At 67.1% G+C, this 14300-nt stretch carries 11 protein-coding genes; 2 read left to right on the plus strand and 9 right to left on the minus strand.

The genetic code is table 11. The features are described 5' to 3' along the window. Positions 1–14 precede the first annotated feature (14 nt). From pyrC to panB, 4 genes are all read right to left on the minus strand, one after another. Positions 15–1319, minus strand: a complete 1305-nt coding sequence (pyrC, locus tag BMZ21_RS02035) for a dihydroorotase (RefSeq protein ID WP_091829278.1) — start codon at positions 1317–1319, stop codon at positions 15–17. Next, positions 1312–1554 carry a hypothetical protein gene (locus BMZ21_RS02040; protein WP_091829279.1) on the minus strand — a complete coding sequence of 81 codons (243 nt, stop codon included), beginning with the start codon at positions 1552–1554 and terminating at the stop codon, positions 1312–1314. The genes pyrC and BMZ21_RS02040 overlap by 8 nt, the downstream gene beginning before the upstream one ends. Positions 1555–1559: 5 nt before the next feature. Continuing rightward, positions 1560–2504, minus strand: a complete 945-nt coding sequence (locus tag BMZ21_RS02045; RefSeq protein ID WP_091829281.1) for an aspartate carbamoyltransferase catalytic subunit — start codon at positions 2502–2504, stop codon at positions 1560–1562. Positions 2505–2569: 65 nt separating this feature from the next. Further along, positions 2570–3391, minus strand: coding sequence for a 3-methyl-2-oxobutanoate hydroxymethyltransferase (gene panB, locus BMZ21_RS02050; RefSeq protein ID WP_091829283.1), 822 nt, complete (start codon positions 3389–3391; stop codon positions 2570–2572). A 212-nt stretch (positions 3392–3603) separates the two neighbouring features. Between panB and topA the strand changes: the two genes are divergently transcribed. Both topA and BMZ21_RS02060 read left to right on the plus strand, forming a co-directional pair. After that, positions 3604–6264: a type I DNA topoisomerase gene (gene topA / locus BMZ21_RS02055; RefSeq protein ID WP_091829285.1), complete on the plus strand. Its 2661-nt coding sequence runs from the start codon at positions 3604–3606 to the stop codon at positions 6262–6264. 133 nt (positions 6265–6397) lie between these two features. Next, a complete protein-coding gene (locus tag BMZ21_RS02060; RefSeq protein ID WP_091829287.1) occupies positions 6398–8485 on the plus strand; it encodes a methyl-accepting chemotaxis protein in 2088 nt (695 codons plus the stop codon). A gap of 96 nt (positions 8486–8581) precedes the next feature. On the opposite strand, the gene BMZ21_RS02065 is transcribed toward BMZ21_RS02060, so the two are convergent. The 5 genes from BMZ21_RS02065 to BMZ21_RS02085 all read right to left on the minus strand — a co-directional run bounded on the left by BMZ21_RS02065 (position 8582) and on the right by BMZ21_RS02085 (position 14100). Then, positions 8582–8857 carry a hypothetical protein gene (locus BMZ21_RS02065; RefSeq protein WP_091829289.1) on the minus strand — a complete coding sequence of 92 codons (276 nt, stop codon included), beginning with the start codon at positions 8855–8857 and terminating at the stop codon, positions 8582–8584. 51 nt (positions 8858–8908) lie between these two features. Continuing rightward, complete coding sequence (locus tag BMZ21_RS02070; protein WP_167561492.1) at positions 8909–10045, minus strand: tlde1 domain-containing protein; 1137 nt, start codon at positions 10043–10045, stop codon at positions 8909–8911. 245 nt (positions 10046–10290) lie between these two features. Then, positions 10291–11241: a ring-cleaving dioxygenase gene (locus tag BMZ21_RS02075; protein ID WP_091829291.1), complete on the minus strand. Its 951-nt coding sequence runs from the start codon at positions 11239–11241 to the stop codon at positions 10291–10293. A 120-nt stretch (positions 11242–11361) separates the two neighbouring features. Next, positions 11362–11673 carry a hypothetical protein gene (locus BMZ21_RS02080; RefSeq protein WP_091829293.1) on the minus strand — a complete coding sequence of 104 codons (312 nt, stop codon included), beginning with the start codon at positions 11671–11673 and terminating at the stop codon, positions 11362–11364. Between the two features lie 63 nt (positions 11674–11736). Continuing rightward, positions 11737–14100 (minus strand): bifunctional salicylyl-CoA 5-hydroxylase/oxidoreductase, encoded by a 2364-nt coding sequence (locus BMZ21_RS02085; RefSeq protein WP_091829294.1) that lies wholly within the window; start codon positions 14098–14100, stop codon positions 11737–11739. Positions 14101–14300: the final 200 nt, after the last annotated feature.

Here is a 14300-nt window from a genome sequence, read left to right on the forward strand (position 1 = left end):
GTACGGCCGCAACCCTAAGCTGCTTCGCCGCGATACACCACCCGGCCACCGACCCAGGTCGCCTGCACCAGGCCTTGCAGCCGCGCCTCGTCGAAGGGCGAATTCTTGGCGCGCGATTTCAGCTTGCGCTTGTCGACGACGAAGGGCGCGTCGATGTCGATCAAGGCAAGATCGGCCGGTGCGCCGATCGCAAGCCGGCCGCAGCCAAGCCCGAGCAATTCAGCCGGCCGGCTCGACAGGGCGGCGAACAGCGAGGCAAGGCCGACCCGCTCGCCGTGATAGAGCCTGAGCGCCGCCGGCAGCAGCGTCTCGATGCCGAGCGCGCCATTGGCGGCTTCGGCGAAGGGCTGGCGCTTGGTCTCGACGTCCTGCGGGTCGTGGTCGGAGACGATGACATCGACCAGGCCCTCAGCCACGGCCTCGATCATCGCCAGCCGCTCGTCCTCGTGCCGCAGCGGCGGCGAGACCTTGCAGAAGGTGCGGTACTCACCGACATCGTTCTCGTTCAGGCAGAGATTGTTGATCGAGACGCCGCAGGTGACGGAAAGCCCGTCCTCCTTGGCCCGGCGGATCAGCGCGAGCGAATCCGAGCAGGAGATCATGGCGGCGTGGTAGCGGGCGCCGGAGGCGCGAGCGAGGCGCAGGTCGCGCTCGAGCATCACCGTCTCGGCCTCGTGCGGAATGCCCGGCAGGCCCTTGCGGCTGGCGAATTCGCCCTCGTTCATCACGCCGACGCCGCGCAGATCGGGATCCTCGACATGGTTGATCAACAGCGCGTCGAAGTCGCGGGCATAGATCATGGCGCGGCGCATCACCTGCGGGTTGCGCACGCCATTGGCGCCGTCGCTGAAGGCGACCGCGCCGGCTTCCAGCAGCAGGCCGAACTCGGTGATCTCCCTGCCCTGCAATCCCTTGGTCAAGGCCGCAGCGGGCAGGACATTGACGATCGCCTTGTCGCGGGCACGGCGCTTGATGAAGTCGATGACGGAGGGATCGTCGATCGGCGGATCGGTGTCGGGGCGGCAGATCACCGTGGTGACGCCGCCGGCCGCGGCGGCTTGCGAGCCGGTGCCGAGCGTCTCGCGGAATTCGGCGCCGGGCTCGCCGAGGAAGGCGCGCAGGTCGACGAGGCCGGGCGCCAGCACGAGGCCTTGGCCGTCCTCGACCGGGATGCCGGCGGGCAGCTCCGGACGATCGCCACCCCAATGGACATCGGCGATCACACCGTCGCGGATCAGGACGCTGCCGACGCCCTCGCGGCCGGAGGCCGGGTCGACCAGTTGCGCGCCGATGATCGCAAGATCGCTGCTCTCAGCCATCGCTACGCTCGATCCCATTCTCGCGCTCGCGGCGCTGCGTGAAGACATAATGCCAGAACCCGACCAGCCCCCAGATGCCGATGCACAGAAGCGCGCCGAGCAGCACGATCAGCCAGGTCCAGGCGGAGCGCGGCTCGGCATAGACGAAGCCGGCCACGACCACGAGATAGAGTCCGACGAAGACGATCCTTGCCCGGCGCATCTGTCGCAGCAGCCAGGCGAGGAAGAGCTCCATCCGGCTCAGCCATTCGGGAGATGCTGCGCAAGCGCATCGAGCACCGCCATGCGCACGGCCACGCCCATCTCGACCTGCTCGCGGATCAGCGACTGGGCGCCGTCCGCCACCTCGGACGAGATCTCGACGCCGCGGTTCATCGGGCCGGGATGCATGACGAGCGCATCCGGCGCGGCCAGCGAGAGCTTGTCGCGGTCGAGCCCGAAATAGCGGAAGTACTCCTTCGAGGACGGAACAAAGGCGCCGTTCATGCGCTCGAGTTGCAGGCGCAGCATCATGACGATGTCGACGCCCTCCAGCCCCTTCTTCATGTCGCGGAAAACCTCGACGCCCATGCGCTCTACACCGGTCGGCAGCAGGGTCGAAGGCGCGATCAGGCGGACCTTGGCGCCAAGGGCGCTCAGCAGGATGATGTTGGAGCGGGCGACGCGCGAATGCACGATGTCGCCGCAGATCGCGACGGTCAGCCCGGCGATCCGGCCCTTGTTACGGCGGATGGTCAGGGCGTCGAGCAGGGCCTGCGTCGGATGCTCATGGGCGCCGTCGCCGGCATTGACGACCGAGCAATCGACCTTGCGGGCGAGCAGATTGACCGCGCCGGCGGCATGGTGGCGCACGACCAGAATGTCCGGCCGCATCGCATTCAGCGTCGCGGCAGTGTCGATCAGCGTCTCGCCCTTCTTCACCGACGAGGAGCCGACCGACATGTTCATCACATCGGCGCCCAGACGCTTGCCCGCGAGTTCGAACGAGGCCTGCGTCCGTGTCGACGGCTCGAAGAACAGGTTGATCTGGGTGCGGCCGCGCAGCGTGGCCGTCTTCTTCTCGATCTGGCGCGAGAGCGCGACATAGGTCTCGGCGCGCTCGAGCAGCGCCTCGATATCCAGATGTGACAGCCCCTCGATCCCGAGGAGGTGCCGGTGCGGATAGAGCGATACGGTCGATGTCATTTGAAGACCGCTGTTTAGGGGCGAGTCGTGGCCGGCGCAAGGCGGCGCGCACGTTCTTCAGTGCGTCACTCTGCTTTCAACGCGTAGACATGTGCTTCACCTGGGAACTGGCGGCTGCGCACCTCGGCGGCGTAGGCACGCACCGCCTCCCGGGCCTGTGCTGCGAGATCGCCATAGGCCTTCACGAATTTCGGCACGCGGCCGGTGAGGCCGAGCATGTCGTCGAGGACGAGGACCTGCCCGTCGCAGGCTGCCGAGGCGCCGATCCCGATGGTCGGGATCGCGACCTTTTTGGTGATCTCGACCGCCAGCGGCTCAGCCACCGCCTCGATCACAAGGGAGAATGCCCCGGCATCGGCGATCGCCGTGGCGTCGGCGATGAGGGCCGGCCACTCAGCCTTGCTGCGACCCTGCGCCTTGTAGCCACCGAGCGTGTTGACCGCCTGCGGCGTAAGCCCGACATGGCCCATCACCGGCACGCCCCGCTCGACCAGGAAGCGCACGGTCTCGGCCATCCTCGCGCCGCCTTCGAGCTTTACGGCGCCGGCGCCAGTCTCCTTGAGCAGCTGGGCGGCATTACGGAAGGCCTGTTCACGGCCCTCTTCATAACTGCCGAACGGCATGTCGATCACGACGAGGGAACGCGTCGTCGCGCGCGTCACGGCCTGGCCGTGCAGGCTCATCATCTCCAGCGTCACCGGGACGGTGCTGTCGAGGCCGTAGACGACCATGCCGAGCGAGTCGCCGACGAGCGCGACATCCGCGACCTCATCGACGATCCTGGCCATCGGCGCGGTATAGGCCGTCAGGGCGACGAGCGGCTCGCCGCCCTTGCGTCCGCGGATATCGAGCGAGGTCAGCCGACTTGTCCGGTTCTGCGACGACATGCCAAGCTCTCCATATCAGACGCCGAAACGGCGGCGGCTGCTGACGTAGCCTGACCGCCCTGCCCCGGAAAGCAGAATCGGGTTTGACAGGACCGGCCGCGTGAACCACTTTCGCGCGCAATCCCGAACCGCTATCAACGCGCCCCGCGCCAAGTTCGGCGAGGCTGGCTGCTAGTGCCCGCCTTACCCTTGTCTATGAGATCGAAAGCGTCATGAAGCTCCTCGTCGTCGAGTCGCCGGCCAAGGCCAAGACGATCAACAAATATCTGGGCCCGGACTACGAGGTCATCGCCTCGTTCGGGCACATTCGCGATCTCCCCGCGAAGGACGGCTCGGTCGATCCCGAGAACGACTTCGCCATGCTCTGGGAGACCGAGGGGCGCGGTGCCAAGCAGGTCGCCGAGATCGCCAAGGCGGCGAAGAACGCCGAGAAGGTCATTCTCGCCACCGACCCGGATCGCGAGGGCGAGGCGATCTCCTGGCACGTGCTGGAAGCGCTGAACCAGAAGCGGGCCATCAAGGGCATTCCGGTCGAGCGCGTCACCTTCAACGCCGTGACCAAGGATGCCGTGCAGAAGGCGCTGGCCAATCCGCGCCCGATCGACCAGGCGCTGGTCGACGCCTATCTCGCCCGCCGCGCCCTCGACTATCTCGTCGGCTTCACGCTGTCGCCTGTGCTGTGGCGCAAGCTCCCCGGTGCCCGCTCGGCAGGGCGCGTACAGTCGGTGGCGCTGCGCTTGGTCAGCGACCGCGAACGCGAGATCGAGGCCTTCCGGGCCCGCGAATACTGGTCGCTGATCGCGACGCTCGCAACTGCCAGCGGCGCAACCTTCGATGCACGCCTCAGTGGCGCCGACGGCAAGAAGATCACCCGGCTCGACATCGGCACGGGCGATGAGGCCGCGGCCTTCAAGGCCGCGCTGGAGACCGCAAGGTTCTCGGTCGCCGAGGTCGAGGCCAAGCCGGTCAAGCGCCATCCGCAACCGCCCTTCCAGACTTCGACCCTGCAGCAGGAGGCCTCGCGCAAGCTGGGCATGGCGCCGGCCCGCACCATGCAGGTCGCGCAGCGCCTCTATGAGGGCGTCGACATCGGCGGCGAGACCGTCGGCCTGATCACCTATATGCGGACCGACGGCGTCGACATGGACGGCTCGGCGATCACGGCGGCGCGGCGGGTCATCGGCAAGGAGTTCGGCGACAACTACGTGCCGGACGCCCCGCGCAAATACACGGTCAAGGCCAAGAATGCGCAGGAAGCGCACGAAGCCATCCGCCCGACCGATCTCGGCCGCTTGCCGGCGATGGTCGCGCGTCATCTCGAGCCCGAGCAGGCGAAGCTCTATGAGCTGATCTGGAAGCGAACCATCGCCAGCCAGATGGAATCGGCCTCGATGGAGCGCACCACAGTCGATATCGCCGCCCAGGTCGGGGCCCGCGCGCTCGAACTACGCGCGACCGGCCAGGTCGTGCTCTTCGATGGCTTCCTGACGCTCTATCAGGAGAGCCGCGACGACGAGGAGGACGAGGACTCCAAGAAGCTGCCCCCGATGAAGGGCGGCGATCCGCTGGAGAAGCGCGCCATCGCCGCCGACCAGCATTTCACCGAGCCGCCGCCGCGCTTTTCGGAAGCGAGCCTGGTCAAGCGCATGGAAGAGCTCGGGATCGGCCGGCCTTCGACCTATGCCGCGACGCTGGCAACGCTGCGCGACCGCGAGTATGTCCGCGTCGAGAAGAAGCGCCTGGTGCCCGAGGACAAGGGCATGCTGGTCACGGCATTCCTGGAGTCCTTCTTCAAGCGCTATGTCGAGTTCGACTTCACGGCGAGCCTGGAGGAGAAGCTCGATCTGGTCTCCAGCGGCGATGTCGACTGGAAGGTCCTGCTGCGCGAGTTCTGGGACGAATTCACCAAGGCGATCGGCGAAACCAAGGAACTGCGCGTCGGCGACGTTCTGGAAGCGCTGAACGGCATCCTGGGTCAGCACGTCTTCCCGCCGCGCCCCGATGGCAGCGATCCGCGCAGCTGCCAGGTCTGCGGCACCGGCACGCTCTCGCTCAAGCTCGGCAAATTCGGCGCCTTCGTCGGCTGCTCGAACTATCCCGAATGCCGCTTCACCCGCCCGCTCACGGCGTCCGCCGCCGATGGCGAGGCGTCGGCCGAAGGCGGGCAGGCCGTCAATGGCGTCCGCATCCTCGGCAAGGATCCGGTCACCGATCTCGAAGTCACCGCGCGCGACGGCCGCTTCGGCCCCTATATCCAGCTTGGCGACGGCGAGAAGCCGAAGCGCTCCAGCCTGCCCAAGGGTGAGACCGTCGGCTCGCTGACGCTGGAGAAGGCACTCGCCCTGCTCTCGCTACCGCGGGAGGTCGCGAAGCACCCGACCAGCGGCGAGCCGATCCTCGCCGGCATCGGCCGCTACGGCCCTTACGTCCAGCACGGCAAGACCTACGCCAATATCGACAAGGGCGACGACATCCTGGAGATCGGCGCCAACCGCGCCATCGACCTGATCGTGGCCAAGGAGAGCGGTGCGGGCGGCCGCCGTTTCGGCAATGCCGCGGCGACGCCAGGGCGCGATCTCGGCGAGCACCCGCAGGGCGGCAAGATGGAGGTCAGGGCCGGCCGCTACGGTCCTTATGTCGCATGGGGCAAGGTCTACGCCACGCTGCCGAAGACGATGGCGCAGGAGAGCATCACCACCGAACAGGCGATCGAGCTGGTCAACGCCAAGGCGGCGACCGGCGGTGGCACCAAGAGCAAGGCGAAGGCACCCGCCAAGAAGCCGGCAGCTGCCAAGAAGCCGGCAGCAGCCAAGAAGGCGCCAGCGAAAGCAAAGAGCGCCAAGGCCAAGAAGGCCAGCGCCGCGGAGGAATAGCCGCCATTCGCCCGCAGCGATCTTTCAACCGATTGAAAAAGCGCTCTAAAGCCGATCACGGTTAACTCCGGATTCAAAGCCTCTCGCTAGGTTTCAGCGCCGCAGTCGAGCTAGCGGCCTGCGAGGGGACATCATGAAATCCATCAGGACCCAGATTCTGGGGCTGATCGCGATCGTCGCGGCCGGCGCCTTGGTTGCACTCGGCTGCGCCTTGCTGGCGATGACCCGCATCGACACGATGAACGATCGTTCGTCGCAGCAGAACCACATCGCCCTCGCCGCCGAACGGCTCAATGCCGCGGTCAATCTCGTCGTCGCCGATTCCTACCTCGTCTACACCGCCCGCAACCCGCATTTCGCCGGCATCGCGGCGACGACGGTCGAGGGCGGCCTCGCCAAGGTCGAGGAGCGCCGCAAGGATCTCGCCAGGCTCGTCCCGCCGGCCGAACGCGAGCGGATGGAGAAGATCAGTGGCCTGATCACCGAATTCGTCGCCATCCGGCTGGAGACGACGCGCATGGTCCGCGAGATCTCGGCCCGTGCGGCGGAAGCCTGGGGCAACAGCGACGCCAGCAAGAAGAACCGCGCGACGCTGCAGGAAGAGCTGACGTCGCTGAGCAGCTTCAACGAGACGCTCGCCAACGAGGTCGATGCAGCCTCCAGCGCCTTTTCGGAGCAGGTGCGGACCTGGCTGCCGGTCGCGCTGATCGCGGTGCTCGGCGGCGCGATCTTCGGCGCGCTGGTCTTTTCGCGGCGCTCGATCATCCGTCCTCTCGTCGACCTCGGCGGGACGATGAGCCGCCTCACCGCCGGGGAGATCCAGATCGAGGTGCCACATACCAAGCGCCGCGACGAGATCGGCGAGATGGCCCGGGCAGTCTCGGTCCTGCGCCAGAGCACCGAGCAAGTCGCGCTGCTGCAGGAGCAGGAGCGTGCCGCCTCCGCAGCGCGCATTCGCTCGGCGGATGCGATGGCCTCGGTGGTGTCCGATGTCGGCGAGGTCGTCGCCGCGGCCGCCGCGGGCGATTTCTCCGCTCGGCTCCAGATAGATCATGGCGACGAGCAGATGCAGAAGCTGGTCGCCGGGATCAACGAGATCAATGCTGTCGTCGACAACGCCACCACGGAGTTCGTCGCGGTGCTGCAGGCGCTCGCCGCCGGCGACCTGACCCGTCAGGTCCCGACGGCCTATCGCGGCCGCTTCGCCGAATTGAAGGATGCGATCAACGAAACGTTGTCGCGGCTGTCGGCGACCGTCAGCACGATCCAGACGATGTCGGCGGATGTCGGCCTGTCGGCGCGCGAGATCAACATGGGCGCCGACGATCTCTCCAAGCGCACCGAGGAGCAGGCCTCCTCGCTGGAGGAGAGTGCTGCGACCACCGAGGAGCTCGCCGCCTCCGTCAAGGCCGCCGCCCAGGCCGCCCAGCAGGCGGTGCGCCAGGCCGGCGAGGCGATGCAGGTCGCGCAGGCCGGCGGCAACATCGTCACCGACGCCGTCTCGGCGATGGAACGGATCGAGGCGGCCTCGAAGAAGATCTCCGACATCACCCGCGTGATCGACGACATCGCCTTCCAGACCAATCTGCTGGCGCTCAATGCAGCGGTGGAAGCGGCGCGGGCCGGCGACGCCGGCAAGGGCTTTGCGGTCGTCGCGTCGGAAGTCCGCACGCTCGCCCAGCGCTCGGGCGAGGCGGCCAAGGGCATCACCGGCCTGATCTCCTCCTCGAACACCGAGGTCGAAGCGGGCGTCAAACTGGTTCGCCAGGCCGGCGACGCGCTGACCCGCATCGTCTCCGCCTCGCAGAGCGTCCAGGCGACCGTCTCCGAGGTCGCTGCGGCCTCGAGCGAACAGGCGAACGGCATCGAGGAGATGAGCCAGACCGTCGCCCATATGGACGAGATGACCCAGGCGAACGCGGCACTCGCCGAACAGAGCGCCGCCTCTGCCGGCGCGTTGTCGAGCAAGATCGGCGAACTCAACGCCCTGGTCTCCGGCTTCCGGACCAGTGAGAGCGCCGGCGCCGCCTCGCCGCAGTCGGCTGCGTTCGTCTTGGTCAACGCGTCGGAGCCGGTACGGCTGCAGCAGCGTGCGGAGGCCGCCTTTGCCCAACACAAGCCGGCACCGCGTCGCGAACATGCTGTGCCGGCAGCCATTCCGGCCCCTGCCCGCAAGGTCGCCAATGCCCGCGGCGGCGACGCGGGCTGGGAAGAGTTCTGAAACAGAACACTCGGCCGGGGCCCGCGGCACGCCCCACGCACTTGGTTGAACAGAGACATCGTCGGGGCCAGCTGCAAGCTGGCCCCTTTTCGTTGGTCAGCGCCACCTGATGCGCTGCAGATGGCAGATCTTGACCCGCCCACCCCTGCCATCCGCATGCCAGGAGCAACCAGGACTGCGCGGCCGCCCTTCGTAGACGCGGTAGGCGCCGCGATTGCGGCGATCGAAGCGCTGGTTCGAGGCATCGTGGCCGCCGATGCGGACATTGCTGCCTAAACGCACTTCGGCGGCGGCCGGAGCGGCCACCGCCAGAGGGAGCGCCAGCACAGCAAGCGCCAGCAGAGAGGTCGGAACAGTGGGCGGTCTCGTCATCCGCCGATCAGAGCAGCCGGGCTCCTATGGGGCAAGGCTGGCGGCGCCGCCTCAACTCCGCCCGCCCACCACGACGAGCTGCTTGATCTCGCCGCGCAGGAAGGCCTGCAGGAAGCGGTCGTAGTCCTTGACCGATACACAGCCATTCGAGTCGCCGCGCGGCCCGAGCAGGTAGCTGTGCACCAGCAGGCCGGCGCGGCCGAAGATCTTGCCGCTGCCGCCAACCGGATGCATGCGGATGGCGCGCACGCCGTGGAATAGCGCCTCGCGCTCGGTCAGATTGTAGACGTGCGGCGGCGTCGGGCCATGCATGCGGACATGGACGTAGCGCAGGTCGTTCATCTTGTCGCCAAGGCCGGAATTGGCTTCCAGTCGCTCGCCATTGGGCAAGTAAACGGTGCGAGCGCTGATGTCGTAGACTGCGGTCTTGCCGCTGGCAGCCGGCGCCGTCGATGCGATCGGCGCCGGCATGGGCGCCGGAGCGACCGTGAGGCCGCTGCCTCGGCCGCTGCGCTGGGTGATGTCGTCCTGCGGCGCGGCATAGGCGAGACGTTCGCCGGAGCTCTGCGGGGCATTTGCATTCACGCCGAAAAGCTTCTCGAAGAAGGAGCGGTTGTCGGGGGCAGGCTCGGCCTTGGCGACGATATCCTTGCCCTGGCGCGAGATTGCGCGCGTCGCGAGGCGCGGCTCAGGCGGTGTCGGCAGCTTGAGATCGGACGGGCGCGGAACTGGACGCGGCGCGATCAGCGCGATTCGCGGGGCTTCAGCGGTAGCGGGCTGGACGGCAATAGTGGCCGTCGCCAGGCTTGGGCCGGCCGCCGGCTCAGACGGCGCGATCGAGCCGGTCGTCTCAGGATCGAATACCACGGCCTGCGGGGCGGCGACTGTCGACTGGAAGCGACTGGAGAGCGGTGCGCTCTCGGCGAGAGATTGCGCGACATAGCCAGCGACATAGCCGGGGCGGAGCAGCGGTGTTGCGCTGTGGGGCGATGTCGAATGGGCCAGCGCGTGCTTCTGGGGCGGCAGTGTTGCGGTCGCCGCCTGCTCGGTCTGCCTGCCAGACCAGACCGACGCCCCCGCCATCGCGCCGGCGGCAACGGCCACGACGACGCCAAGGCGGATGAAGGGGCTGCCGCGCCGACGCTTCAGGCTATAGGAATAACCGGCGAACTTGTTCGAGCTACGCATACGCAACGCCTCGGGACACCTTGCAGGCCTCCCGCTGAGGCGCAGCGCCCTGCTCGTCTCGCCGCCGCGCTCGATACGCACCGGGAGACCGTAGCGGCCTGCTAATCAGTCTCGGGAGGCCCCAACCTCACGAGGTTCATTCAGCGCGACCTTGGTTAATTCGCGATGAATCAAAAGCATTTTAGGGAATGCTTCTCGCGCTGCGGCCGTCATCGCCGCAGCGCGTTTCTGTGGCCCGGGCGCCGTCAGGCCAGAGGCTTCAGCCCGGCCTCGATCGCCGTCCGCTTCGGCTCCAGGAAAGGCGGCAGCGAGAGCCCCTCGCCCATGGTCTCGAAGGGCTCGTCGGTGGCGAAGCCGGGCCCGTCGCTGGCGATCTCGATCAGCACGCCATTCGGCTCGCGCAGATAGAGCGAGCGGAAATAGAAGCGATCGACCGGCCCGCTGTTCGGATAGCCAGAGGCGCGCAGCCTCTCGGCCCAGGCGTCGTACTCCCCGAAGCTCGGCGTCCGCAGAGCCAAGTGATGGACGCCGCCGGCGCCTTCGCGGGCCGGAGCAAGACCGGGCTCGACTGCGACATTGAGCTCGGCCCCAGGGCCGCCCTCGCCGATCCGGAAGACATGGATGTCACCGCTGGCGTGGCCCGCGTCGCGATAATCCGCGATGCGCTCCAGCCCGAGCAGCTTGGTCAGAACCAGCTCCGTGCGCTCGATCTGCGGCACCGAGATCGTCACCGGCCCGAGGCCGCGGATCTGATGCTCAGCCGGAACCGGGCTCTTCTCCCAGGCGACGAAGGGAATCGCACCGCCATCGACGATGAGCGTCAGGCGCTGGCCCTCCGGGTCCTCGAAATCAAGCGCCGCGCGGCCATTGAGGAGGCGCGTATCGGAAACCGCGATACCGGCCGCCGTCAGCCGCTCGCGCCAGAAGTCGAGCGAGGTCTCGCTCGCGACCCTGAGCGAGGTGCGGGTGATCGAATGCGTGCCGCGCTTGGCCGGAGCGGCCGGCCAGTCGAAGAAGGTCAGGTCGGTCCCGGGCGAGCCGGCGCCGTCGGCGTAGAACAGGTGATAGGCAGAGGTGTCGTCCTGGTTCACCGTCTTCTTGACCAGGCGCAGGCCGAGCGTCTCGACATAGAAGCGCCGGTTCTGCGCGGCCTGGGCGGTGATGGCGGTGACATGGTGGATGCCGGTGAGCTGCATAATGCGGACCCCTTGGTTGCGTGCTTCATCTGACGAAGCGCTTGCGCTGCTCACCAAGATAATCTTTGCGCCTACGCCATAAAGACGGCGCGCATCCAATCATAAATTGCATGAATGCAATCATGGAACCTGTTTCGGCGGCGAGGACGATTGCGTGGGCAAGCTGCTCTTGTCACCCGGGGATGGCGGCGTGGTGCAATCCTGCGGCTTGTTCTTGCAGTCATAGACCATGGTCGGCGCGGCCGACTGCCCGGCCTGTCCCGCCGAAGGCAGGATCATGTTCTGGCCCTTGTCGACCTGGCTCGGATGCGTCGTAGTCGGACCGACGCCCGAGTTGTCGGGCTGTTTCGTGGTTTGAGGTGTCTGCGCCACGGCTGCGGCAGTCAGCGCGAGCGTCGTCAGCAGGGCAAGCAGCGTCGTCCTGGCAGTCATGGCGGATCTCCGGTTGATCGAGGAAGTCCTTGATCAACCGGCCACCGCCCAATCAGGTTCCGCCTACTCCGCCGCTCGCGCAGCCGGAATGCTCGTCGGATCAGCCGGTGCGCCACCGTGCCGGCTCGGCTTGGCCTTGAGCTTGAGTGTCTCCAGCTCCTCGCGCTCGCGCGGTGTGTTGCGCATGAGCTGGTCCTTGCCCGGCTGGTACTGGACCGGCTGCGCGACGTCCGCCCCATACCAGGCGGCGGCCCTGAGCACGAAGGAGGGGTCGGCAAGGTGCGGGCGTCCCAGCGCGACGAGATCGGCGCGGCCGGCGGCCACGATCGTGTTGGCCTGGTCGGCCGTGGTGATCGCGCCGACGCACATGGTCGCGACGCCGGCCTCGTTGCGGATGCGGTCGGCGAACGGCGTCTGGAACATGCGGCCATAATGCGGGCGGGCGCGCGGCGTCGTCTGCCCGGTCGAGACGTCGACGAGGTCGCAGCCGGCCCCGGCGAAGGCCTCGGAGATCGCGACGGAGTCTTCCGCGCTGATGCCGCCCTCCTGCCAGTCGGTCGCCGAAATCCGTACCGACATCGGCTTGTCCGCCGGCCACATCTGGCGAAGCGCGTCGAAGACTTCGAGCGGGAAGCGCAGGCGGTTCTCGAGCGAGCCGCCGTACTCGTCGCTGCGCTCGTTGGTCAGCGGCGAAAGGAAACTCGCCAGCAAATAGCCGTGGGCGCAGTGCAGTTCGAGCATGTCGAAGCCGGCGCGCAGGCCGCGCTCGGCCGACGCGACGAAATCGGCCTTGACCCGCTCCATGTCGGCTCGGGTCATTTCGCGTGGCACCTGGCTTTCGGGGTAATACGGCAGCGGCGATGCCGAGATGATCGGCCAGGCGCCGTCGGCGAGCGGCCGGTCCATGCCGTCCCACATCAGCTTGCTCGCCCCTTTTCGCCCGGCATGGCCGAGCTGCAGGCAGATCTTTGCAGCCGAGTTGCCATGGACGAAATCGACGATGCGCGTCCAGGCGGCTTCCTGCGCATCATTGTAGAGCCCGGCGCAGCCGGGGGTGATGCGGGCATCGGCCGAGACGCAGGTCATTTCGGTGAAGACGAGCCCTGCCCCGCCGATGGCGCGCGCGCCGTAATGCATCAGGTGCCAGTCGCCCGGAAGGCCGTCCTGTGCGGAATACTGGCACATCGGCGAGACGACGAAGCGGTTCGCCACCTTCATCTCGCGCAGGAAGAAGGGCTGGAAGGCCGGTGGCACCGGCGTGCCGTCGCGGCGCGTCGCTTGATCTGCGCCGAGATCGTCGGCGACCAGCCTGTCGATCGCCGCAACGAACTCGGGGGCACGCAGCGCGAGGTTATCGTAGGTGATCGCCTTGGAACGGGTCATCAGGCCGAAGGCGAAGCGCAGCGGCTCGAAATCCCAGAAGCGCTTCAACTGCTCGAACCAGACCAGCGAGACGTCGGCGGCGTGCTGGGTCTTCTCGACCTCCTCGCGCCGCCCGGTCTCGAAGCCGGCGAGCGCCGCCTTGACGTCGAGCCCGGCGCGATGGAAGGCGCGATGCAGCGCGATCGAATCCTCCATGGCGAGCTTGGTGCCGGAGCCGATCGAGAAATGCGCCGTCGCCTTGGCGTCACCGAGCAGCACGACATTATCGACGACCCAGTTGCTGCAGCGGATCATCGGGAACTGCCGCCAGAGCGAGCGATTGGTGATCAGCCTGTGACCCTGCAGTTCCTCGGCGAAGACCTGTTCCAGGAAGGCAGCTGTGCCGGCCTCATCCAGGCCCTCCAGCCCGGCGCGGGCGAAGGTCTCGGGGTCGGTCTCCAGCACCCAGGTCGATTGCCCCGGCTCGTACTGGTAGCAATGGGCGATGAAGACGCCGTGCTGCGTCTGCTTGAAGAAGAAGGTGAAGGCGTCGAAGGGCCGGGTCGAGCCCATCCAGACGAAGCGGTTCGGCCGCAGATCGACCTGCGGCGCGAAGCGTTCGCGGTCGGCCTCGCGGATGCGGCTGTTGATGCCGTCTGCGGCGACGACGAGGTCGTAATCGCGCTTGAGCGCGGCGACGTCCTCGATCTCCTGCGAGAAGACGAGCTTGACGCCGACCTGGCGCGCCCGCTCTTGCAAAAGCATCAGCAGCGTGCGGCGCGAGCAGCCGCAGAAGCCGTTGCCGGGCACGCGACGCACCGTGCCTTTGAAATGGATCTCGATATCGTCCCAATAGGCGAAGCTGCGAACGATCGCCTCATAGCTCGGCAGGTCGGCCGCCTTGAAGAGGTCGAGCGTCTGGTCGGAAAAGACGACGCCGAAGCCGAAGGTGTCGTCGGGGCGGTTGCGCTCGAAGACGGTGACGTCGAGCTCCGGCCAATCCCGCTTCATCAGCAGCGCGTAATAGAGGCCTGCCGGCCCGCCGCCCACCACCGCAATCCGCATGACGCTCTCCCTCGCTCGTGAAATCATTTTAAACCTAAAATAATTTCGGCTCAAGCCCCGATGGATCGGCCATGTTCCCGACCACAGCGCAGGCTGATCGAGTCAAAGCTAAATCCGCATAATACATTGTCATATCAACGATATTTGTCCTCATCCCTGTTTCTCTCCATCCCTCTTGCAAAATGTTTCAGACCTAAAAT

The organism is Allobosea lupini (assembly GCF_900109525.1).
GTDB classification, from domain to species: domain Bacteria; phylum Pseudomonadota; class Alphaproteobacteria; order Rhizobiales; family Beijerinckiaceae; genus Allobosea; species Allobosea lupini.

What these genes read in the sequence shown, in the direction of transcription:
- pyrC (WP_091829278.1), bottom strand. Translation starts at nt 1,319, where the DNA reads ATGGCTGAGAGCAGCGATCTTGCGATCATCGGCGCGCAACTGGTCGAC.
- BMZ21_RS02040 (WP_091829279.1), bottom strand. Translation starts at nt 1,554, where the DNA reads ATGGAGCTCTTCCTCGCCTGGCTGCTGCGACAGATGCGCCGGGCAAGG.
- BMZ21_RS02045 (WP_091829281.1), bottom strand. Translation starts at nt 2,504, where the DNA reads ATGACATCGACCGTATCGCTCTATCCGCACCGGCACCTCCTCGGGATC.
- panB (WP_091829283.1), bottom strand. Translation starts at nt 3,391, where the DNA reads ATGTCGTCGCAGAACCGGACAAGTCGGCTGACCTCGCTCGATATCCGC.
- topA (WP_091829285.1), top strand. Translation starts at nt 3,604, where the DNA reads ATGAAGCTCCTCGTCGTCGAGTCGCCGGCCAAGGCCAAGACGATCAAC.
- BMZ21_RS02060 (WP_091829287.1), top strand. Translation starts at nt 6,398, where the DNA reads ATGAAATCCATCAGGACCCAGATTCTGGGGCTGATCGCGATCGTCGCG.
- BMZ21_RS02065 (WP_091829289.1), bottom strand. Translation starts at nt 8,857, where the DNA reads ATGACGAGACCGCCCACTGTTCCGACCTCTCTGCTGGCGCTTGCTGTG.
- BMZ21_RS02070 (WP_167561492.1), bottom strand. Translation starts at nt 10,045, where the DNA reads ATGCGTAGCTCGAACAAGTTCGCCGGTTATTCCTATAGCCTGAAGCGT.
- BMZ21_RS02075 (WP_091829291.1), bottom strand. Translation starts at nt 11,241, where the DNA reads ATGCAGCTCACCGGCATCCACCATGTCACCGCCATCACCGCCCAGGCC.
- BMZ21_RS02080 (WP_091829293.1), bottom strand. Translation starts at nt 11,673, where the DNA reads ATGACTGCCAGGACGACGCTGCTTGCCCTGCTGACGACGCTCGCGCTG.
- BMZ21_RS02085 (WP_091829294.1), bottom strand. Translation starts at nt 14,100, where the DNA reads ATGCGGATTGCGGTGGTGGGCGGCGGGCCGGCAGGCCTCTATTACGCG.